The organism is Alteromonas infernus (assembly GCF_902705815.1).
In genome coordinates this window covers 93,141-115,755 of record NZ_CACSIG010000031.1, presented here as the reverse complement: position 1 = coordinate 115,755, position 22,615 = coordinate 93,141, and the positions used below count along the sequence as shown (strand labels likewise).

The 22,615-nt window shown below is 46.5% G+C and carries 18 protein-coding genes, 1 tRNA gene and 1 pseudogene; 9 read left to right on the top strand and 11 right to left on the bottom strand.

Annotated features, from left to right (window positions below):
* Positions 1–20: 20 nt before the first annotated feature.
* The 4 genes from ACX5J7_RS07925 to ACX5J7_RS07910 are packed head-to-tail and all read right to left on the bottom strand — an operon-like array spanning position 21 to position 1,949.
* Positions 21–677: an OmpA family protein gene (locus ACX5J7_RS07925; protein WP_278384507.1), complete on the bottom strand. Its 657-nt coding sequence runs from the start codon at positions 675–677 to the stop codon at positions 21–23.
* A 19-nt stretch (positions 678–696) separates the two neighbouring features.
* Positions 697–1,332 carry a TolC family protein gene (locus ACX5J7_RS07920; protein ID WP_474375875.1) on the bottom strand — a complete coding sequence of 212 codons (636 nt, stop codon included), beginning with the start codon at positions 1,330–1,332 and terminating at the stop codon, positions 697–699.
* A 33-nt stretch (positions 1,333–1,365) separates the two neighbouring features.
* Positions 1,366–1,662, bottom strand: coding sequence for a hypothetical protein (locus ACX5J7_RS07915; protein ID WP_498706728.1), 297 nt, complete (start codon positions 1,660–1,662; stop codon positions 1,366–1,368).
* Between the two features lie 11 nt (positions 1,663–1,673).
* Positions 1,674–1,949: a hypothetical protein gene (locus ACX5J7_RS07910; RefSeq protein WP_232362909.1), complete on the bottom strand. Its 276-nt coding sequence runs from the start codon at positions 1,947–1,949 to the stop codon at positions 1,674–1,676.
* Between the two features lie 260 nt (positions 1,950–2,209).
* Between ACX5J7_RS07910 and ACX5J7_RS07905 the strand changes: the two genes are divergently transcribed.
* From ACX5J7_RS07905 to smrA, 5 genes are all read left to right on the top strand, one after another.
* The gene (locus ACX5J7_RS07905) at positions 2,210–4,030 is read left to right on the top strand and encodes a retention module-containing protein (RefSeq protein WP_498706727.1); all 1,821 of its coding nucleotides are present in this window, start codon (positions 2,210–2,212) and stop codon (positions 4,028–4,030) included.
* Positions 3,996–4,358: a hypothetical protein gene (locus ACX5J7_RS07900; RefSeq protein WP_015066423.1), complete on the top strand. Its 363-nt coding sequence runs from the start codon at positions 3,996–3,998 to the stop codon at positions 4,356–4,358. Before ACX5J7_RS07905 ends, ACX5J7_RS07900 begins: the two co-directional genes overlap by 35 nt.
* Before the next feature lie 212 nt (positions 4,359–4,570).
* Positions 4,571–4,645 (top strand) — tRNA-Arg (locus ACX5J7_RS07895).
* A 130-nt stretch (positions 4,646–4,775) separates the two neighbouring features.
* A complete protein-coding gene (locus ACX5J7_RS07890; RefSeq protein ID WP_020743011.1) occupies positions 4,776–4,901 on the top strand; it encodes a hypothetical protein in 126 nt (41 codons plus the stop codon).
* Between the two features lie 254 nt (positions 4,902–5,155).
* On the top strand, positions 5,156–5,743 hold the full coding sequence (gene smrA, locus ACX5J7_RS07885; protein WP_015066422.1) for a DNA endonuclease SmrA: 588 nt from the start codon (positions 5,156–5,158) through the stop codon (positions 5,741–5,743).
* 157 nt (positions 5,744–5,900) lie between these two features.
* Here smrA and ACX5J7_RS07880 read toward each other — a convergent pair whose 3' ends face one another.
* Positions 5,901–6,041, bottom strand: a complete 141-nt coding sequence (locus tag ACX5J7_RS07880; RefSeq protein ID WP_012517588.1) for a hypothetical protein — start codon at positions 6,039–6,041, stop codon at positions 5,901–5,903.
* A gap of 259 nt (positions 6,042–6,300) precedes the next feature.
* The gene (gene purL / locus ACX5J7_RS07875) at positions 6,301–10,188 is read right to left on the bottom strand and encodes a phosphoribosylformylglycinamidine synthase (protein WP_498706724.1); all 3,888 of its coding nucleotides are present in this window, start codon (positions 10,186–10,188) and stop codon (positions 6,301–6,303) included.
* A 177-nt stretch (positions 10,189–10,365) separates the two neighbouring features.
* Between purL and mltF the strand changes: the two genes are divergently transcribed.
* Complete coding sequence (gene mltF, locus ACX5J7_RS07870) at positions 10,366–11,757, top strand: membrane-bound lytic murein transglycosylase MltF (RefSeq protein ID WP_278384516.1); 1,392 nt, start codon at positions 10,366–10,368, stop codon at positions 11,755–11,757.
* Positions 11,758–11,916: 159 nt separating this feature from the next.
* Positions 11,917–12,072: a hypothetical protein gene (locus ACX5J7_RS07865; protein ID WP_012517585.1), complete on the top strand. Its 156-nt coding sequence runs from the start codon at positions 11,917–11,919 to the stop codon at positions 12,070–12,072.
* Positions 12,073–12,142: 70 nt separating this feature from the next.
* Here ACX5J7_RS07865 and tadA read toward each other — a convergent pair whose 3' ends face one another.
* Complete coding sequence (gene tadA / locus ACX5J7_RS07860; protein WP_071958708.1) at positions 12,143–12,814, bottom strand: tRNA adenosine(34) deaminase TadA; 672 nt, start codon at positions 12,812–12,814, stop codon at positions 12,143–12,145.
* A 409-nt stretch (positions 12,815–13,223) separates the two neighbouring features.
* Between tadA and ACX5J7_RS07855 the strand changes: the two genes are divergently transcribed.
* Positions 13,224–13,451: a hypothetical protein gene (locus tag ACX5J7_RS07855; protein ID WP_012517583.1), complete on the top strand. Its 228-nt coding sequence runs from the start codon at positions 13,224–13,226 to the stop codon at positions 13,449–13,451.
* Between the two features lie 47 nt (positions 13,452–13,498).
* Here ACX5J7_RS07855 and ACX5J7_RS07850 read toward each other — a convergent pair whose 3' ends face one another.
* Positions 13,499–15,466, bottom strand: a complete 1,968-nt coding sequence (locus tag ACX5J7_RS07850) for a monovalent cation:proton antiporter family protein (RefSeq protein ID WP_485165221.1) — start codon at positions 15,464–15,466, stop codon at positions 13,499–13,501.
* A 224-nt stretch (positions 15,467–15,690) separates the two neighbouring features.
* Here ACX5J7_RS07850 and ACX5J7_RS07845 point away from each other — a divergent pair, with 224 nt between their 5' ends.
* Positions 15,691–16,590 (top strand): GGDEF domain-containing protein, encoded by a 900-nt coding sequence (locus ACX5J7_RS07845; protein WP_474375868.1) that lies wholly within the window; start codon positions 15,691–15,693, stop codon positions 16,588–16,590.
* Positions 16,591–16,657: 67 nt separating this feature from the next.
* Here the strand turns inward: ACX5J7_RS07845 and tilS are convergent, their stop codons facing one another.
* From tilS to dnaE, 3 genes and pseudogenes are all read right to left on the bottom strand, one after another.
* A complete protein-coding gene (gene tilS, locus ACX5J7_RS07840; RefSeq protein ID WP_498706722.1) occupies positions 16,658–17,983 on the bottom strand; it encodes a tRNA lysidine(34) synthetase TilS in 1,326 nt (441 codons plus the stop codon).
* A gap of 136 nt (positions 17,984–18,119) precedes the next feature.
* A pseudogene (accA, locus tag ACX5J7_RS07835) lies at positions 18,120–19,080 on the bottom strand (acetyl-CoA carboxylase carboxyl transferase subunit alpha).
* A gap of 68 nt (positions 19,081–19,148) precedes the next feature.
* Positions 19,149–22,613 carry a DNA polymerase III subunit alpha gene (dnaE, locus tag ACX5J7_RS07830; protein WP_498706721.1) on the bottom strand — a complete coding sequence of 1,155 codons (3,465 nt, stop codon included), beginning with the start codon at positions 22,611–22,613 and terminating at the stop codon, positions 19,149–19,151.
* Between the last annotated feature and the right edge of the window lie 2 nt (positions 22,614–22,615).

The window sequence follows — 22,615 nt, the reverse complement described above, 5'->3', positions numbered from 1 at the left end:
CATATAGGTCTGCCGCATCACTATTCGTTAGAGGGAAGCTGGATAATAGCCGCCTCAATTCTACGGTTACGCGCATTGGCAGCCTCAGACTCTTCATTAACCAAGGGGCGGCTTTCGCCATAGCCAACAGCGGTAATTCTACGAGGCGCTATATCAGCTTTCGTCATAAGAAGAGACGCAACAGCCTTGGCCCTTCGCTCTGACAAGCGCTGATTGTATGCTGCATCGCCATCAAGTGAGGCGTGACCATGAATAATCACCCCTGAATTTGGATTAGCATTTAGCGCGTCAATGACGTCTTGCAAATTGTTTTCGTATTCTGGCAACACGTCTGTGGAGTTAGATGCAAACTCTATGTTTACCTTAAAAGAGTCGATTATTTGAGCGTCGTCAAGAGTGAAATCGGCAGCGCTCGGCTCTGGTTCTTTTGCCTCACAGCCAAAATCATCAACCATAGCCCCTGGCGTTGAGTCTACACAGTCGTCCCACAAATCTACAATGCCATCTCCATCAGAATCCCGCTTAAGAATGTTTCGCTCATCTTCAAAGTTAGTGCGTACGACAGGGCAAACATAGTTGGGGTCATAGCTGATTTTTTCTTCTGCCATGTCAAGTACGTCAGGTACGCCTTCTTTTGTAATACCTAATGTTTGCGCCAAACTGCCCGAGGCAGCCAAAAGCCTAACCCGCGCTTTCTCAAGGGTATACTGAGCCTCTAAATAAGCTCGACTCGTAGTATTCGTTTTCAGAATCAAGTAAATCTAATAGCGAACGCTCACCGATAGTAAACTGATCCATGTAAGCTGACTTCACTCTATCTGATGACAGCCTATGCGCGTTTAGTGAAGGAAGCTGCTCGGTAATGTTGATAATGTCGTTGTAAGCAATTTGCACCGTTTGCCGCATATCGATACACGCTTTGTCTCTTAAATCTTTTGCAAGATCCACCTGAGACAATGCTTGCCTAATTGCTGCGCGGTCAGAGCCCCCGTTATACAGATTGTACGAGAAATTAACCCCTACGCTAGCCTCAGTGATTGTATTATTCAGTGCCGCTTGATCTCGCGTTTGTGCACCGTAGCTCGCCGTCAAATTAACTTGAGAGTGATACAGACTTTTCGCACTGTCTACTCCATAACGTTGTGCATCTATATTGTAAATTGCCGCGTTAAATTGCGGGTTAGTGCCATAGGCATTGGTCAATAACGTTTTAACATCTGTCACACTGGCGTCTACATAAGCAGAGCTTAACGTTACAGGCGTTAATCTATCTGCAGGTTTCTCTCCCACTAAACGAAGAAAACGTGCGGTGACGTCGTGAAGGTTAGACAACTCGGTTAATACATTGGATTCAGCAAGAGAAAGTCACCCACTGATTTGCTCTAGGTCGGCCCGTCGCCCACCCCCCACTTCAACGCTTTCTTCAATCTGTTTGAAAACATCAACGTGAGTAATAAGGTTTTCTTCGGCCAGTCTTAATAATTCTCTAAACAGCTGTACGTCCATGTAAGCAAGCGCAATATCAAGCGATTTTTGCTCCACCTCGCCCAGTAATTCAAAGTACCTTACCACCTGCGCTTGTTTGAACCGCTTAACTTCGCTACTTGTTAAAAACCCGTCATAAAGCATTTGGGTTAGAGCGATTTCAGCTGTGTGCCCCATGTACTCTCGGTCTAACCATAATTTCTATCTGTGTAGGCACTCGTCGCCAATACGTCTACCTGGGGCCTAAAGCCTCCGCGAGCGATATCAACATCTGACATTGCAACTTGAAGCTGACGCCAGCTGGCTTGCACTTCAGGGTTTTGATTAACAACCTTACGAACGTAACTCTCTAGACTCGCTGAGGCACTTCCCTCACCACTAGTTTGAGCAAAAGCACCGTTAGCTATTACAACGACAGCTGCTCCTATTACAACTTTAGAAAGCACTGTTTTAATAAACTTCATACATGCATCTCACTATGTAGATTCTTCACGACATTTGTGCCGTTTCTTACTTTAAAAAAGTAGACGCTGTAAAATTTTATGCAAACCCAGTTGCGCATTATTAGACTAAAAATTAATAAATTAGGGGGAATTACCTAGTTTTTTTAACGCCTTTATACCAATGGCTAAAGCCTATCCGTACTACGGTCCGGTAACGAGATTGAAAAGCCCTGCTACGCTTTTTATATAGCGTAAATATCTATTTTTATTGAGAGAGACTTATGGCCGACGTAAGCATTGTGGAAGTAAATGGTGAAGCTTCTTTAGTACGTAGTGAAACAGGCGAGCAAATTAACGCTGTGTCAGGTATGGCGGTTAACGAGGGCGATGTTTTAAATATTTCACCAGATGCCACCGTTACCGTTAGCGTAAACGGTGAACTTCGCACATTGCCAGCAGGGCAGACCGTATCGTTCCCTCTACAGTTAGACTTTACTGACAGCAATACCGACGACGAGTTTGCAGTTTTTGATGAAAGCGTGGATGAACTTGCAGCACTGCTCGACGGCGTTAAAGGCACTGAGAGCGCCTCTCAAGAGAACGGTGACTTTTTAGACGTACTTGCCGGAGAAGGCGATATATTGGAATCGTTAGAAGCGACAGCGGCAGGTCTTGATGGCGGCGCTGGTACCGGTGGTGGTAGTAACTTTGTACGCGTAGATCGCATCAATGAAGACGTTGACCCCGTAGGCTTTCAATTTGAACAAAATAACAACAATAACGATGACATAACCCCAACTGAATTCTCGGGGACCGGAGAGCAAGCCCAAGATATTTCGCTAACCTTAGACCCTATTGGATTAACCAACGATACAACGCCGACCATTACAGGTATCACCTCTGCCATTCCTGGTAGCACGGTAACCTTTACAGTGACAGACAGTGAAGGAAACACTCAAACACTCACGGCGATTGTTCAAGATGATGGTACGTTCAGCGCAGATGTTCCTAATGCCTTAGCAGACGGTGATTTTACTGTCGACGCTACTGTGCTTGAGCCAACTGGCAATACCGCTGATGGCTCAACGACAGGCCAAATAGACGCTACCGCACCGACAATCACTATAAATGCGCCAGGTTCGGATAACGATACCACGCCAACCCTTACCGGTACCACTGACGCGACGCCGGGCAGTACCGTTACCCTTACCATTACTGATAGCGCGGGCAACACGCAAACCGTGACCGCCATTGTGCAGGCTGACGGAACTTACAGCGCAGACGTACCGGCTGAATTGGCCGAAGGTGAATTTACGATTAATGCCAGCGTGACCGACGAGGCGGGTAATACCGATACCGACACAGGTACTTTAGTAATTGATACCACTGCACCTACGGTAGCCATTAACGATCTAACTACTAACGACACCACCCCGGAACTTACCGGTACAGTGAACGACCCGAACGCGGTTGTGGTGGTGACTATTGACGGGAATGACTACACCGCTACCAATAATGGTAACGGTACCTGGACATTAGCTGACAATATTGTCGCATTACTCGCTGAAGGTAATTATACGGCAACGGTTACCGCTACGGACGCTGTGGGTAATTCTGACTCAGCTACAGGTTCGATTGTTATCGATACCAGTATTGATGAAAACAATAATGGCCAGACGGTAACGTTCGATAGTATTTCAAACGACTCTGGCGTGGCTGGAGACTTTATAACGAGCGACAGCACGCTTATCTTTAATGGAACGGTTGACCTTGGTGACAATACTACCCTAACTGTTACCGTTGATGGCACGTCCTATACCTTTGGCACTGACCCTGAACTTACTATTGATGGCAGCGGCAACTGGAGCCTGGATTTAACTGGCACACCGCTACCAGCAGGCACCTATGCCGTAGTGGCGACAGTGACAGATGAGGTCGGTAATTCGGCGAGCACGGCAAGTCAAAATGTCGTCGTTCAGGCCCTCGATGCTATAAACGACGGTAACGCCGTTGATATGGGTGAGCCTGTGGTGACGGTGAACCCGCCAGAGACCACCAGCAACGACTGTGGATATTGGCGACCCTGTTTCAACAACGCCTGAAACTACAGCGCCTGAGCCTGTTACTTCAGGAACACTACCGGAAGATACCATCACCCTTCCTGAAGAAGGTGATATTGTTTCGGGAGGTCCTGTCACTGAAGTTACGGTTGATGTAGTCGATATCGATCTTCCACCTGAAGATTTAATTCTACCTGCAACCGAGCCAACGTCTGCTGACGCAACTGGCGATAGCACTTCTTTAAGTGGGACTGAGACCGTTGCTGGTGATACGTCTAAAGAAAGTGGCAGCGATATTGGAACGGCTTCACCTACGGAGTCAGACGTGCTCAAGACAGCCATTGATAAACTACCGCCTACCGATATTTAACGTAGCCTAGTTTAAACCTTAAAGCCCTGATGTCATTGCATCAGGGCTTTTTTTTGCTTGTGAAATGATAAACCGATAACGTCTGTCTTCTCTGTACAACCACCGAATTTAAAAGGTATAAAAGATTTCCCTCGAAGCAGCTGCACATCATTGATTAATATAAGGGTTTCGTATTTTATCGAACTACGTATAATGTAGGTGTCACGCATTAGGTCCCCATAGTTTAATGGATAAAACAAGGCCCTCCTAAGGCTTAGATGTTGGTTCGATTCCAGCTGGGGACGCCACTTTTAATATTCTCTTTAGCAATTAAGTAAAGATGTCTATACATTTCCCCTACTAAAAATCAGTTGCCCCTCACTACTTTGGTTGTATTTTGTCTACTTTAGGTAATACTTTCCGAAATAGGAGAGCATTATGACTTTCGACTACCCTAAACAAAATGACGCTGAAGGCAATGCGCAGCCAGAAGAAGATAGCCCGTTTACCGAACAAGAATGGGACGCGATTGAAGCGCTATCTGAACCAGGCGCTATCTATTAAACGTGATTTTTTAAAATCCATCCCCACCTAATACCCCTAATGGGTGACCACATTTAATGTCACCGCTAAGTAAAACAATGTGGATCAACTCACATTGAATAACGTATAAGTAACCTATACCACCAGTGTTGGTTAGCCGCAGTACAATTAACTTAAACAAAACATGCCGCAATTAGGTAAGGACGGTTACGGATAATGTATCCACGCCAACGCTAACCAACGCATAAAATGAAGTAACCTGTATGGGGATGAAAATGAGCCAATTTAAAAACGACGATATCGATTCATTTTTTGCAGAAATGCAGGATGTTAAACCTATCGCATCAGACGATAAGGCTTTACTGCACGACCCAGAAAAAGCGCTGGCCGAAAAACAAAAGCGCGCCGCCCTGAAGGTTAGTGTTCGCGACAAGCTTGCTAACCCGTTGAGCATGGAAGGTGTGAAACCTGTTCCAGCAGATGACTTTATTTATTTTCAACAGCCTGGTATTCAAGACGGCGTATTTAAAAAGCTTCGCCTTGGCAAGTACCCTTTAGAGGTTAATGTATCCTTGTCGGGCAAAACCTTAGAGCAAAGTCGAGACCTGATATACAGCACCATAACATCGAGCCATGAACGAGGGGTACGGGCGCTTATCATAAAACACGGAATGGGAGAACACAGCAAGCCCTTTCCAGCACTCAAGAAAAGCTATGTTAATCACTGGCTAAGAGAGCTAGATGAAGTGATTGCATTTCATACCGCACAACCTATGCATGGCGGATTTGGTGCTACTTATGTGTTGCTGAAAAAGCACCCTCAGCAAAAACTGATTAACCGAGAAAAAAATAAGAAAGGATAAAGTGAGAGACAGGTTTTGCAGGCTTCGGCTGTGCATTTCGTTCGTCTCGTTTTAAGCTTTTTTATGCGACACAACACGCAAAAAGCTTTTTAATAGCCCCAATGATTAACGCCCGTATCAAGTGACTTGATACGGGCGTTAGAATTTTTCTTTCAGACTACTTAACTGAAGACAGCACACTTAGCGTTGTTGGAGCTTCGGCAGATTTCGCAGATGTGCTAAAAACAGCAGTTACGAACATCAGCACTACAGCTACAGCCACTCCGGTTAAGCCAAACCCTTTTGAAGAACGATTCATTGGTCGTCTCTTATTATTTAAACCAGCGAAGCAATGTTACTTCAGCCAGTACAACCCTAATTCAACTCCTGTAACCAAGCCGCATTCCTTGCTTGCACTACAATAGATCAGTGACAACTTGATGACAAGGGCAAAAATCAGATTTTTGACACTTTGCCAAAGGTTTGACGTCATTCTAAAGTATGAACATTTATTAATCGGTATATTTAAGGCAAATAAACAGGGGGTTTCCCCCTGTTTTACTCAATAGCCAATTTACCTAGCCAACGAATTTACGGGCGTTCCTGAAGATTCTCATCCACGCACCGTCTTCTTGCCAATCGTCTGGGCACCATGAGTTTGCAACGGCTCTAAATACACGTTCAGGGTGCGGCATCATAATAGTGCTGCGCCCATCTACAGACGTTAAACCAGTGATACCTTGCGGTGAACCGTTCGGGTTAGCTGGGTATTGCATTGTTGGCTTGCCGTAGTTGTCTACATAACGCATAGCCACCTGCTCGCCTACTTGCGATAGCGCGTTTTCATTTGCAAATTCAGCCTGACCTTCGCCGTGCGACACCGCAATTGGCATACGCGAGCCCGCCATGCCATCTAGCAGCACAGACTTAGACTCCATCACTTCAACCATAGCGACACGGGCTTCAAATCGCGCAGACTTGTTTGTCACGAAATGCGGCCAGTGTTCTGTGCCAGGGATCAATGATTTAAGATTCGATAGCATCTGACAGCCGTTACATACTCCTAAGCTAAAGGTGTCGTTGCGGGTAAAAAAGCCTTCAAACTGATCGCGCGCCATGCTATTGAACAAAATAGACTTCGCCCAACCCTCACCTGCGCCTAATACGTCGCCGTAAGAGAAACCGCCACACGCCGCAAGACCCGCAAACTGCTCAAGAGTAATACGACCCGCCAACACGTCACTCATGTGCACGTCGATAGCGTCAAAACCTGCACGGGTAAATGCAGCCGCCATTTCAAGGTGGGAGTTAACGCCCTGCTCTCTTAAAATCGCCACTTTCGGCTTAACGCCTTTGGCAATATAAGGCGCGCCTACATCTTCGTTAACATCGTAAGACAGTGCTACATGTAAACCAGGGTCTGCAGCATCCTGCTTCGCAGCGTGTTCTTGCTCTGCACACTCTGGGTTATCACGAAGCTTTTGCATTTCAAACGTAGTTTTTGCCCAGGTAGTACGCATGGATACACGGCTATCCGCAAGTACAGCAACGCCGTCGCGGTTAAACTCAATCATATCCGTGCTACTAAGCGTACCGATATCGTGCGTCAATTCAGTTAAGTCAAATTCAGCTAATACAGCGTTAACTGCGTCTAGGTCGCTTTCAAGCACTTGAATTACGCCGCCCAATTCTTCATTGAACAGTACAGCGATGTCGTTGCCTGCAAGGCCATCAAGATTAACGCTTACCCCAGTTTTACCCGCAAAGGCCATTTCTGCCACTGTGGTAAACAGGCCGCCGTCTGAACGGTCGTGGTAAGCCTGCACCAATCCCTTTTCGATAAGGGCCTGCATGGCATCGAAGAAGCCTTTAAGGCGCGTAGCAGACACCACATCAGCTGGGCTATCACCAAGCTGTGTATAGACTTGTGCTAAACAACTCGCGCCCAAGCGGTTTTTACCTTCACCTAGGTCAAGCAACAATAAGCGACTTGCGCCTTTGTCTGTGCGAAGCTGTGGCGTTACCGTTTTGCGAATATCTTTGACTGCACCGAAAGCAGAAATAACTAAAGATAGCGGTGAAGTTACGGCCTTATCTTCTCCATTTTCATTCCATGCGGTCTTCATCGACATGGAGTCTTTACCCACTGGTATGGTTAAACCAAGTTCAGGGCAAAGCTCTTCACCCACGGCTTTCACCGCTTCATAAAGGCCCGCATCTTCACCCGGGTGACCGGCTGCAGTCATCCAGTTGGCTGAAAGCTTTATACGTTTAATATCGCCAATATTTGCCGCCGCAATATTAGTTAACGCTTCACCTACCGCTAGGCGTGCAGACGCACCGTGCGACAGCAATGCAACGGGTGTACGCTCGCCCATTGTCATGGCTTCGCCGTGATAGGTATCAAACGCCGTTGCCGTTACTGCTACGTCAGCCACCGGTACCTGCCATGGACCTACCATTTGGTCACGACTTACAAGGCCCGTTACCGAGCGATCGCCAATGGTAATAAGAAAAGTTTTTTCAGCCACTGTGGGTAACGACAGAATGCGCGTCGCTGCATCACTTAATGTAATACCCGCGTCATCTAGTGCAGGCGAGCTTACTTTTTTGGAGCTCACATCACGATGCATTTTAGGCGGCTTACCTAAAAGCACATCTAGCGGCATATCGATGGGTTTATTTTCAAACTGGCTATCGTTCAGGTTTAAGTGCTGCTCGGCAGTCGCTTCACCTACCACCGCAAACGGCGCGCGTTCGCGGGCGCAAATCGCTTCGAACACAGGCATATTTTCAGGCGCAACCGACATAACATAGCGCTCTTGTGATTCGTTACACCAAAGCTCTAGCGGCGTCATGCCAGGCTCATCAGAGAGTACCTTTCTCAGTTCAAAGTTACCGCCGCGGCCGCCGTCGTTTACAAGCTCTGGCAGTGCATTTGAAAGACCACCCGCGCCTACATCGTGGATAAACTGAATAGGGTTGTTATCCCCTAGCTGCCAACATGCATCGATCACTTCCTGACAGCGACGCTCCATTTCTGGGTTATCACGCTGAACGGAGGCAAAGTCTAAATCTTCATTCGACTGACCAGAGGCCATTGAAGACGCTGCACCGCCACCAAGACCAATGTTCATGGCAGGGCCGCCAAGCACAATAAGCTTAGCGCCTACGGTGATTTCGCCTTTCTCGATGTGATCACGGCGAATATTGCCTAAGCCACCCGCTAGCATGATGGGCTTGTGGTAACCACGCACTTCAACACCGTTAAAGCTATTGACTTCTTGCTCGTAGGTACGGAAATAACCCAGTAGCGCTGGGCGGCCAAATTCGTTGTTAAACGCAGCACCACCCAGTGGGCCTTCAAGCATAATATCAAGGGCACTGACAATGCGCTGTGGCTTGCCATATTCTGCTTCCCACGGCTGTTCAGCACCAGGAATACGTAAGTTAGATACAGTAAAACCAACCAAGCCTGCTTTAGGTTTTGAACCACGGCCTGTAGCACCTTCATCACGAATTTCACCGCCTGAGCCTGTTGCTGCACCAGGGAAAGGTGAAATTGCCGTTGGGTGGTTGTGAGTTTCTACCTTCATTAAAATATCGATATTTTCATGATGGTATTCGTATTGATGCGACTGAGGGTTCGGGAAGAAGCGCCCTGCTTCCCAGCCTTCCATTACTGCTGCGTTATCTTTGTAGGCTGAATACACGTGATCAGGCAACAACTCGTAGGTGTTTTTGATCATTTTAAACAGCGATTTTTCTTGGTCTTCGCCGTCAATGGTCCAGCTAGCGTTAAAGATTTTATGGCGACAGTGTTCCGAGTTTGCTTGGGCAAACATGTATAGCTCTACATCGGTAGGGTTTCGGCCTAACTTGGTAAAACTATCAAATAGGTAGTCAATCTCATCATCGGCTAATGCAAGGCCTAACGACACGTTTGCATTAACCAGTGCCTCTTTGCCTTCACCTAACACATCGACACTGGTAAAGGTGTTGGCTTCGGTGTGAGCAAACAGCACCGCCGCATCGTCAGTATGGGTGAACACTGACTCGGTCATTCTGTCGTGTAAGAAGCTAGCAACAAGTGCAAAATCTTCATCACTCAATGTAGCGTCGGTCTCGATATAAAACGCGCAACCGCGTTCTATACGATTGATATTTTTTAGACTACAGTTGTGAGCGATGTCGGTGGCTTTAGAAGACCAGGGAGAAATAGTGCCGGGGCGAGGAGTAATAAGGAAGAGGGTTCCAGAAGGTGTTTGTGCTTGCCTCGCGGGGCCGTAAGTGAGCAGCTTCTCGAGAATCTCTATTTGCTGCTTAGACAAGTCACCTTGGGAGTCTACTAGGTGAACATATTCGCTATATAGGTTTTTAACCCTAACGCCGGATTGACCCAGCTTTGCAATCAGTTTAGTTTGGTTAAACTCTGATAGTGCAGGAGCGCCTCGAAGGACCAACATATTGATTTACCTGGTTTGTTAGAAACAACGACCACCAATGCGACGCGTTGCCTCTTGGATTGATGAGTATTTCGGCGCGGATTATAGAGTAAATATGCGCAGTAAGTAACCTCATAACGCGCTTACATGAACGTTTTTTTTAAACTTAGACGGTTTAATGACATTAAGTAAAGGTCTATGCAGTCACAAGACTATAAAAAACGATTAAAACTACAAATAATAATCATATTATCTATTGCTGTAATGAGTTGTGGGGTGCCAAACGTGCCCACTGCTCTGTCTTCGTTATTAGAAAGGGAATCTATTCGTGTAGGCACGGTTTACGGTGCGGGCACATTTTACAATGGTGCAGAAGGGCCGCAGGGGTTCGAATACGAATTACTGGCTGGTTTCGCAGATTATCTTGGGGTAACACTCGATTTGTACCCTTTTTACAGCTACGAGGTCATGCTTGAACAACTTGAAGAAGGCAATTTAGACATCGTCGCTACCGGAGACGCCGTTACGCCAGCGCTAAAACATCGTTTTGCTTATGGACCTGCCTACCAGCGTGTAGAGCAGGAACTCGTGTTTCAAGCTGGCGCCACCAGACCTAGAGACTTGGCAGAGCTAGACTCTCCTATTATTGCGGTAGCAGGCAGCAGCCAGGCTCACCTTTTATCTAATCTCTTTAAACGTTTAAGTGAAGAAGAGGATGAAGCAGTTCAGACTCAATTAATTACCACTGAAGACTCAGACTCAGAAGAATTACTTCAACAGGTCGCCAACGGTGATATTGCCTATACGGTTGCAGATAGTAATCGCTTAGCCCTACAGCGCAGACGTTATCCAAATTTGGCTGTCGCACGAACGCTTAATAAAAATATGCCTATGGCATGGGCGTTGCCTTTACAACAAGATGACTCGGTTAAAGCGGCGTTAATTGAATATTTTGGCACAGTACACCAATCTGGATGGTTTACCGTGTTAGAAGATAAGTACTTTGGTCATATTCGCCAGTTTGATTATGTAGATAGCCGAGCATTCAATTACGCCGCAGAGTCTACCCTTACTCAATATAAGTCTTTATTTCAAAAGTATGCAGGCGATTTAGATTGGCGCCTTCTAGCCGCAATGAGCTACCAAGAAAGCCATTGGAACAGTGATGCGATTTCCAGAACAGGGGTGCGGGGGCTGATGATGCTTACATTAGCTACCGCCAGCGACTGGAATGTCGACGATAGAACCGACCCTGAACAAAGTATTCGAGGAGGCTCGCGCTATTTCGCCAGTTTATTAAATAGAATACCTGCGCGTATCAGTGAACCAGACAGAACCTGGATGGCGATGGCATCGTATAATATCGGTATGGGTCATTTAGAAGATGCGCGCATTTTAACAGAACAACAAGGGGGTAACCCCGATCTTTGGGTTGACGTTAAACGCCGCCTGCCGCAGTTGCGGCAAAAAAAGTACTACCGCACTACCCGCTATGGCTACGCAAGAGGCGATGAAGCATTGCAATATGTTGAGAACATTCGCCGCTATTACGACAGCTTAGTGTGGTTAGACGAACAAGGAAAAATTTAACCCTCGTCGTCTGGTAGATCTCTTGAAAACTGTCATTTCGATGTCATCTTTATAGCCTACCCTAAGAATGAGTCAGCCAAAGGCTGACTCGCTTTCTCGACATACGTCATTTTTAAAACATTTACGATGTTTAACGAAAGAGAAGAGAAAGGAGAATAAATGAAAAAAAACCGTTTTATGAAGAAAGGAATAAAATTGAAAAATAACAATAGACGTCGTCTTATGCTAAAGCGTTGCCATCAGAAAGTGCTACAACGCCGCAAGCTTTTTGTTACCAGCGATATGTTTACTCAACTCACGCGTAAACCAAGTTAATCAAAGGGCCGATCTGAGCGCGCTGTACGATAGTGGTTCTTCCATTCAGCCCTTTCACTGCACTATCTTTTTAATCAGGCATTTTGCCTTCAAGCAGTTTTTTCGCCTTTTTGGCAGCCTTGATTTCTTCCCTGCGCTTACGAAAAAAATCTGACAATTTATTAGCACACGTCGACGCTAATACCCCAGAGACAATATCAACCTGATGGTTAAGCGCAGGGTGTTGCAGCAAATTCATAACAGAGCCCGCCGCCCCCGTTTTCGCATCCTTAGCGCCAAATACCACGCGCTTCACTCGAGCATGCACCAACATTCCCGCACACATCGAGCAAGGCTCTAGCGTAACGTATAACGTTGCATCGATAAGCCGATAGTTTTGAACTTTAGAAGCAGCTTGTTTGACGGCACGCAGCTCTGCATGAGCTGAAGGGTCGTGGTCGCTAATCGGTGTATTGTACCCTTCCCCGATAAGTTCGCCATTTAATACCACACAAGCGCCAACTGGCACTTCCCCAATGGCCTCAGCGCTATCGGCAAGGGCTAAAGCATGCTTCATCCAACGAATGTGCTGCTCCAACTCCTCATCACTTACGGCCACGTTACCAACGTCACTTTCATGCATGTGGCTCACCGATTTAATATTAGCCACATCACTACCTGACTTAGACAGGTCTTTTGTACCGCTTTGTTGGTGATTCAGGCCAGAAGGCATAGGTGAAGGGTTGTTATTTTCGTCACTCATTCGTCAAATTTGCTATTTTACTTAGTGAATTTTATTAACTTTCGTTTTTGATTAGCCAAGAAAAATAATGTAAAGCAATAATAATTAATGACTTTTGTCACTTGGCAACCTATTTGCAATCTCTCATTATATCACTGCTAGGGCATGTTGGCCTTCCTTGAAAATCAAGGGCTGACAAGTCTGGTACGAATAGGACTTAATTGGTTACATTTTTTATCTAAAATAACGATAGATAACCGTTATATTACCTTAAGCGTAGCAGTAATTTTATCAACAAGTATTTAGCGTTCTTTTATTAAACGTGTCTTAGTGAAACGCGAAAGAACCTAAATGCAAGGTGAACTAGGCAACTGGCCACATTTTCACCTACACTGTTTTAAAGCCATTTGTGAGGGATACCACCGTGAATATGACCGCGATAGCAATAGTAGCCATTTGTGCTTGGGCATTAGTTTCCATTGTCGACAGCGCAAAAGACAAAAGTAAAAAGAAGCTCAGCAGCAAAGAGACGGACGCCTACAAAAAAGAAATTGCTGACTTAAAAGAGCGTGTGTCGGTGTTGGAAAAAATTGTTACCGATGAACGTTACGACCTAAAGAAGCAGTTTGCGGATTTAGAAAAAGACCGCGTCGCGTAGGCCATATTACACTAGTTCCACCGCCAGCGCGCTAATCCCTAAGCGCGCTAGTTGCCTTCTAGTAACTTGCGTTCGGCGCGTTCCACTCTTCTCGGCTTGCCTGCAATAACCAAAACATCGTGGGCCTGCAAAATAGCATTTTGGTCTGGTTCTTTGACCTCGTTCCCATCGCGCCGTAACCCCTTAATAGCCACCCGCATTCTAGAAAAGTCGATATCCTTAATGGCTTTACCAATACAAGATGCATGTTCTGACAACACAACGGCGTGAATAAATTCTAATTTGTCTTCCGTGCCGTAAGTTATCTCTGTGGTTTCTCCCGGGTAAAAGCCATGCATGTGATCATAGCGCCCTTTTCTCTCAGCGCGGACCCGTTTTAAAATTCGCGACATGGGCACGCCCGCATAGTGCAACACTTGCGATACTAGCATTAAGCTTCCCTCCTGAAGCTCGGGGACCACTTGATTCGCGCCAGCACTGTATAGGCTTTCTAGCTGGTAGTCTCGCTTGGTACGCACCATGACATCGGTCGTACTTGCGAGGCTTCGAGTTTGTGTAATAACTTGCTTCGCTTTATCCACTTCATCGAACGTAACCAGTACAAGTCTCGCCCCTTCCACATTCGCATTAGTGAGAATATCTTTTTGGCTCGCATCTCCAAAAATAACCGGCTCGCCAGCATTTCGGCTCTCGTGTACCCGCACTGGGTCCATATCAATGGCAACAAAGTGAATACCTTCCATTTTCAGCATGCGCGCCACAGATTGTCCGACACGGCCAAACCCACAGATGACCACGTGATTCGTTAACGGGCCAGCGGTACCCAAATTAGCCTTATCATCAAAAGAGACATCATTATTCACTAACCGCTTGGCTATGGTCACACTGTTATTCATGAGCCATGGCGTAAGCGCCATACTGATAACCCCCATACTAACAATCAATGAAGACTGCTCTTTAGTTAACACCCCGTGGGTCGTCGCCAAGGCGGCAATAACAAAGCTGAATTCACCTATTTGACAAAGTTTTACGCCAGCAGACCAACCGTCTATAGGGTCGGTTTTTACTAATAATGAGGCGCCCCTAACTAAAATGACTTTCACCACCATAAGTGCAAACACACCAAACACAATCTCAAGCAAGCTATCCCACAGTACGGTCAGTTCTAGCTGCATTCCCACGGTAACAAAGAAAAGCCCCATTAATATGTCTCGGAACGGACGTATATCCGCCTCGAGCTGATACTTATACTGACTTTCCCCGAGCATCATACCCGCTAAAAATGCGCCAAGCGCCATAGACAGCCCGAAGTAATAGGTTAGCCCGCCGGCTAATAACGCAATAAGAATAGTGGTAAGAACAAACAATTCATCGGTTCTTGTTCTCGCTATTTCTCTAAACACCCAAGGTAGTAACCACTTACCTACTGACATTAGAAACGCGATAACAAACACGCCTTTAAGCAGTGCTTCACCAAGTGCCAATGCAATGCTGACTTCACCGGTTTGTGCAAGTAGCGGGATAGCAATTAAAAATGGCACCACGGCCAGGTCTTGAAAAAGTAAAATACTCACTGCTAGCTGAGTTCGGCGATTATTAAGTATCCCCATTTCCGTGGCTTGTTTGATAACAATCGCGGTAGAACTCAATGCCAATGTTCCTCCTATAATAATAGAAGCACTAACGGGAATACCTAGAAGTAGCGGGACGCAGGTAAAAACCGCGGTTGTAAAGAGCATTTGCCCCAGCCCCACGCCAAACACTAAAGAGCGCATGGCAAGCAACTTAGGTAGAGAAAACTCCAGCCCTAGAGAAAAGAGCAGAAATACAATTCCTACTTCGGCGAGTAAGTGCATTTCTTCTGGATGAGCAAACACCGACAAAAGCTGTGGGCCCGCTAGCACACCAGCAAACAGGTAAGCGAGAATAGGAGGTAGGTGAACACGTTTAAATAAGGCGACTGCGCATACTGATATAAACATCAGCACGACAATATTTAAAAAACTAGTTCCCACTTTACCTCCTAGAGTACGAACAATTTTAATTAAACTAAAGGCTAATGCCGCTAGAAATGTTTTGGCATTCGACTTGCAAAATCCCTTATACAAATGCAGATCCGGCAAGTTTTGCCGCTGTGAACGCCATAATTGACGCAAAAATGCGGTTGGCGCTACAGAAACGTCAGGGCTTTGACACTTGTTTCTTTGCATTCCAACGCATTTTGTATAGGGGCACTACTGTGGATTTCTCAACATCAGTCTACGATAGCACACAACATAACAATTTTTATCCTGCTGAGAGCACGGGTAAATCACTTACCTTTAGTGAATTATCAGGCTTTGTAACACAGCTACTTTCAACACTTGAGCTTCAAGAGTTAGGTGGCGTGTATTTCCAGCAGCTTAATATGTTACTGCCTGTTGTAGGGTTCAGCTTATCTGATTTCGATTCACGTTGGGTGTACGGTAACGCAAAAATCTCGTCTACATTGATTGATTTGCCCCTTCAAGGCGCTAGTACAATTAACGGTGAGCAAGCCCATGTCTACTATTACATTAGTTCACCCCTGTCGTTATCGCAACGAGAAAGTCTGTTCCAACTTCATGATTTATTTGGAAAACAGGTAAAGCACGCGTTGTCACTAACGCGCGTTCAGCAAATGGCAACGAAAGACATCCTTACTGGCTTAGGTAATCGCGCGGGCTTTGAACAATCGACGACTAGGCAGCTAGGGTGGGCACAAAGGCATGACGAACCGTTCGCTCTACTCGTTATCGATTTAGACAATTTTAAATTCGTAAATGACAATTTCGGTCATGGCGAAGGCGATAAGGTCCTTATTCACGTTGCCTCGCACCTCTCAAATGTTCTGCGAGATGAAGATGAAGCGTTTCGTTATGGTGGGGATGAGTTTTGCTGCCTATTGGATTGCCAAACGCAGCAGCAGCTTACTTGCGCAGCGCAGCGTATTCAAGCAAGCATCAATAGTTCAAAGTATTTATCACAGCTAGGGGTATCTACAAGCCTAGGCGGCGCGATATATCGCGACGGCGATACCATAAGTACGCTGTTTGACAGAGCAGACAACGCGCTTTATCACGTGAAAAATTCAGGCAAAAACAGTTATCACGCAGCCTAGCGCGTTTTCGCGTTACCTGTAGGGAGCGGCAATGTATTGCCGCTTTAGTAAGTACGTATTCGCTCCCTTAGCCTTGCGTAAACGAGAGCTTAATGCGGGGAGATTTAGGCTGTAGATAGATACACTGACCGCTAATAATCAGCGCAACAGCTTGCTCATTTAAAAAGATAACCGGTACACCATTTCGCTCCCAGCGCGGCACACGCCATACTTTAAACCACTCTTTTAAAAGCTTTGATACACTCGCATTTACTGGCTTAATGCGTAAGTTGCGCGCGTTGGTTTGAAACGTAACCGTATCGCCCTCTTCTTTTTCTAATAGCGAAACATGAAGGTTTCCGTTTAACCAAGGAAGCGCATTATCAGCATCAACATGCAGTACTCCGCTAGGCTCGGCGTCGTGTACGGCGTTGACCACCCAGTACAAGTCACCATCAAAGCGGATTACCTTGCCCCACTTAAAATTTACCTCTGGGGTCGCATCGTGCTTGGCTTCTAACATAAGCAATACTTGCTCTGCTTGAGCTTTAGATGGTGAAAGCTGACCTTGTGCTTTAAACCATGCACGAATGACCATAGCCTGCCACGGTCGCGACAGTGATGTCAGTTTTTGCCCATCTAAACGCAAATTTGTGCGCTTACAGTCTTCAAAGTGACGCTGGGCCGAATCGTTCACTAATTCGCTTTGCTCAGCACAAAGCGCTGCACTGCGGCCAACGGTTTTGGTTAACTGCGGCCAGCGGTCTAATAGGTGGGGAATAATCTCGTTTCTTAAGAAATTTCTGTCAAAGCTATTTTGCTGATTTGACTCATCGTCCACCCATTGCAACATTTCATTGTCAGCAAAGGTGACAATTTCAGCTTTATCCAGTGACAGCATAGGGCGCATTATGAGTGTGTTACCGCGATACTGCACTTCCCCCATGCCTGCTAAACCCAGGGGGCCTGCACCACGCTTTAACTGTAGCAAAACGGTTTCAAGTTGATCTTCAGCATGCTGGCCTAACAACAGTACACCGCCAATGCGTTTACACACCGCTAACAGCGCGTTGTAGCGAACCTTGCGCGCTTCTGCTTCTATACTTTTTCGCGCACTGGTGTCTACCTCTACGCGATGGAGGTGAAATTCGACATCCTCTAAACGACACTGCAATTCACAGTGCCGCGCCCAGCTGTCAGCATTTTCACTTAATCCATGATGCACGTGCACCGCGTGAATAGGCCCGTTGTATTGCTCACGATATTCAATAACAGCTTGCAATAGAACCGAGGAATCAACACCGCCGCTATACGCTACCACTAAGGGCGTTTGAAGAGGTAATTCGGCGTCGGTGAGACCCTTAGCGATACGACTGACAATGTAGTCGCTCAACGATGATATTTGACGGGACACGTACTGATATTGCCTTGTAGTTTTAATTGTCTTATAACGCCAAGGGGCTGACTACCTTCGGTAACCAACCCCTTGATATGAATAAAGCTAGCCAACTATCGCGCGCAGTAAATGTCGCGCTGTCGTTATGAAAAACTTAACAATAACCGAACGACATTAAACGCTCGTAACGCTCTTCCATCAACTTAGTTTTATCTAGCTCTTTAAGCTGGTTAAGCTGCTGCTTGATCACTGCTTTTAGGTTAGCTGCCATACCGTTGTGATCGCGATGCGCGCCGCCTAATGGCTCTTCAACAATGCTGTTAATTAGACCAAGCTCTTTAATTTGTGGCGCACTTACGCCCATGGCTTCAGCCGCTAATGGCGCTTTTTCAGCACTTTTCCATAAGATAGAGGCGCAGCCTTCAGGCGAGATAACCGAATACGTAGAATACTGAAGCATGTTTACTCGGTCGCCTACACCAATGGCTAGTGCACCGCCCGAGCCACCTTCACCAATAACAGTACAAACGATTGGCACCGTAAGCTCTGCCATTTCAAACAAGTTTTTCGCAATGGCTTCACTTTGACCACGTTCTTCAGCACCAACACCAGGATATGCCCCTGGCGTGTCAATGAAGGTAATAATAGGCATGTTAAAGCGCTCAGCCATCTTCATAAGGCGTAGCGCTTTGCGATAGCCTTCTGGTTTAGGCATACCAAAATTACGCTTAATCTTTTCGTTAGTATCACGACCTTTCTGATGGCCAATAATCATTACAGGTTGGTCGTCTAACATAGCTGGGCCGCCAACAACGGCCTTGTCATCGGCAAACGCGCGGTCGCCCGCCAGTTCGTCGAATTCAGTAAAAATACGCGGAATGTAATCAAGGGTGTACGGACGCATTGGATGACGTGCCAGTTGAGAAACTTGCCACGCGCCAAGGTCCGAGAAGATTTTTTTGGTTAGCTCTGCACTTTTACCGCGAAGCTTATTAATTAATTTCTTCTTCAATACCAACGTCAAACTCGCCACCTTGATTCACCAACCTAAGCTCTTCAATTTTTGCTTCTAGTTCGGCTATCGGCTGTTCAAAGTCCAAAAACTGTATACTCATTTCATGTCCTATTCGTACTACGCTCGTCTATGCAAACGCGAGATGTCCAATCTATCGAACTCTTACCCTTAATGGTAGAGAATTGAAACGGCTTTGTCTCCCAAACATTGCTTGAGATCGTGTAAAAGTTGATCTTCAGGGGTAACGTACCACTTTGCTCCACACGCTAAGGTTACTTCTACGTCTGGATGGGTTACCGCTAACTGAACAGGACAACTTCCACCGTTAAATGCCTGCAGGATAGATTGCATCTGACTCATTATTTTCGGTTCAAGCCGCTGGGTATCAACATTTATCGCCAGCGCTCTCGCGTTTTTCTCTCGTGCCTGAACAATGTCCATTACATCACGGGCGGTGATTGTATTGCCCCCAGAGAAATCATCAAAGCTGACCTGTCCCTTTATGAGCAATATTCTGTCAGTTTCTAGCAAACTTTCGAACTGTTCGTACATGTCTGGAAAGAAACGCACGTCCATTCTGGCACTCTTATCATCCAGTGTCACTATTGCCCAGCGGCGCCCTCGTTTGTTTGTCATAACACGAACGCCCAGTACCAAGCCAACTGCACCAGCAAGCTGGTCTTTATTGGTAGGTTTTAAGTCGACCAGACGACCGTCGGTATAGTAGCGAAGCTCGTCAGCATACTGATTGATAGGATGGCCTGTTAAATACAAGCCAAGTGTGTCTTTCTCGCCTTCAAGCCACACTTTCTCAGGCCACTCAGGTACGTCGGCAAAGGCCTGCTGTACTTCTTCAGGCTCGGTGGTTAATAGGCCAAACATGTCTGACTGACCAAACGACTCGGCCTTGGCATGCTGCCCCGCCGCTGCAAGCGCTTCGGGAAGCGTCGCCATAAGCGTAGCCCGGTGGGGGCCTAAATTATCCATCGCACCAGCAAGCACTAATTTTTCGAGTACACGTTTGTTAACACGTTTAATATCAACCTTCGCGCAGAAGTCGAAGAGATCTTTAAACGCCCCTTGGGTCTCGCGCGCTTCGATAATGGCTTCAATAGGGCCCTCGCCTACGCCTTTAATCGCACCAATGCCATAAACAATGCGACCTTCGCTATCAACGGTAAATTTGTATTTGCCTGCGTTTAAATCTGGCGGCAGTATCTCAATACCCATGCGTTCACATTCATCGACAAGGGTTACGATTTTATCGGTGTTATCCATATCCGCCGACATTACCGCAGCCATAAATTCAGCCGGATAATGCACTTTTAGCCACAGCGTTTGGTAAGACACCAACGCGTATGCTGCCGAGTGAGATTTGTTAAACCCGTAACCGGCGAATTTTTCTACCAAGTCGAAGATTTTCATGGCCAGATCAGGGTCAATATTATTGCCCTTAGCACCTTCAGCGAAGGTACCGCGCTGCTTCGCCATTTCTTCAGGTTTTTTCTTACCCATTGCACGGCGAAGTAAGTCAGCGCCGCCGAGTGAGTAACCTGCCATTTCCTGAGCAATCTGCATTACCTGTTCCTGATACAAGATAATGCCGTAGGTAGGTTCTAGTATTTCTTGAAGGCATTCGTGCTGATATTCAGCGTCTGGGTAAGAAATTTCTTCACGTCCGTGCTTACGGTCGATAAAGTTATCTACCATGCCTGACTGCAGTGGTCCCGGGCGGAATAGAGCCACCAATGCGATGATATCTTCAAAGCAGTCCGGCTTAAGGCGTTTAATTAGCTCTTTCATACCGCGGGATTCCAACTGGAATACTGCAGTGGTTTCGGCGTTTTGAAGGGTCCTGAAACTCTTAGGATCTTCAAGAGGAATAGCGCTGATATCTACATCAACGTTCTTGCCCTCTTTGATCATATCTATCGCCCACTGAATGATCGTCAGTGTACGAAGACCTAAGAAGTCGAATTTTACCAAGCCTGCCGTTTCAACGTCGTTCTTATCGAACTGGGTTACCGGGTTATTCCCTTCGTCATCACAATACAGCGGCGAGAAATCAGTAATCGTGGTTGGCGCGATAACAACACCACCGGCGTGCTTACCGGCGTTTCGGGTAACCCCTTCAAGAATACGCGCCATATCGATAAGGTCTTTCACTTCCTCATCGCTTTCATAAACTTCTGGCAGCTGTGGCTCAGCTTTAAACGCTTTTTCTAGCGTCATACCAGGGTCGGGCGGTATGAGCTTTGAAATTCTGTCTACAAAACCATAAGGGTGACCCAATACTCGACCCACGTCACGTACTACCGCTTTTGCCGCCATAGTACCGAAGGTAATGATCTGAGATACCGCCTGGCGCCCGTAGAGCTCGGCAACGTGGTCAATTACTTCATCTCGTCTATCCATACAGAAGTCGACGTCGAAGTCGGGCATAGATACACGCTCTGGGTTCAAGAAACGTTCAAATAGCAAGTCGAATTCTAGCGGATCTAAGTCGGTAATTTTAAGCGCATACGCCACTAATGAACCTGCACCGGAGCCCCGTCCTGGTCCTACCGGAATACCGTTATCCTTACTCCACTGAATGAACTCCATTACGATTAGGAAGTAGCCTGGGAACCCCATTTGGTTAATTACTTCAAGCTCAATGCGAAGTCGGTCATCGTACTCTGGGCGTTTAGCTTTGCGAACTTCCTCATCGGGGAAAAGAAATTCTAGACGTTCTTCCAACCCTTCTTCAGACACTTTAACCAAGAAGTCTTCAGTGGTCATGCCGCCGGTTGGAAACTGTGGTAAGAAATACTCGTTTAAGCGAACCGTAACGTTACAGCGCTTTGCTATTTCAACCGTATTTTCAATGGCTTCTGGAATATCGCTAAATAGCTCTGCCATTTCTTCTGCCGTGCGCAGGTACTGCTGTTCGCTATAACGCTTGGGCCGACGGTTATCGTCCAACGTGTAACCATCATGAATACATACGCGTATTTCATGCGCCTCGAAACCTTCACGGTCAATGAAGCACACCTCGTTGGTGGCGACCACGGGCAAACCGCGCTGTTCGGCGAGCTCTACCGCATGGTGCAAGTAGTCCTCTTCACCCTGTCTGCCGGTTCTTATTAACTCGAGGTAAAATCGATCGGGGAAGTAAGACTCATAAAATGCTAAGGCACTGTCTAAAAGCTTAGCGTTATTCTTCATTAACCCCACGCCCACGTCGCCGTGTTGTGCGCCAGAGAGTATGATTACTCCCTCTGCGTGTTCGGCTAGCCATGCTTGGTCGATAACAGCCCGGTGCGCTAAATGTCCGCGAAGGTACGCTTTAGAAATAAGAATGGTGATATTCTTATAACCTTCATTGTTCATCGCCAAAAGCGTAAGCCTAAACGGCTCATCACCAAACGCTTCATTGGTAACCCAAAAGTCGGTACCAATGATGGGCTTTATTCCCAGATTATGTGCTTCGGAATAGAACTTAACCAAACCGCACATATTCATTTGATCGGTTATCGCCACCGCTGGCATTTTAAGGGCGGCAACCTTACCTAGAATAGGCTTAACCTTATTCAGGCCGTCCATCATCGAAAAGTCGCTGTGAACACGTAAATGAATAAATGGCGATGACATGA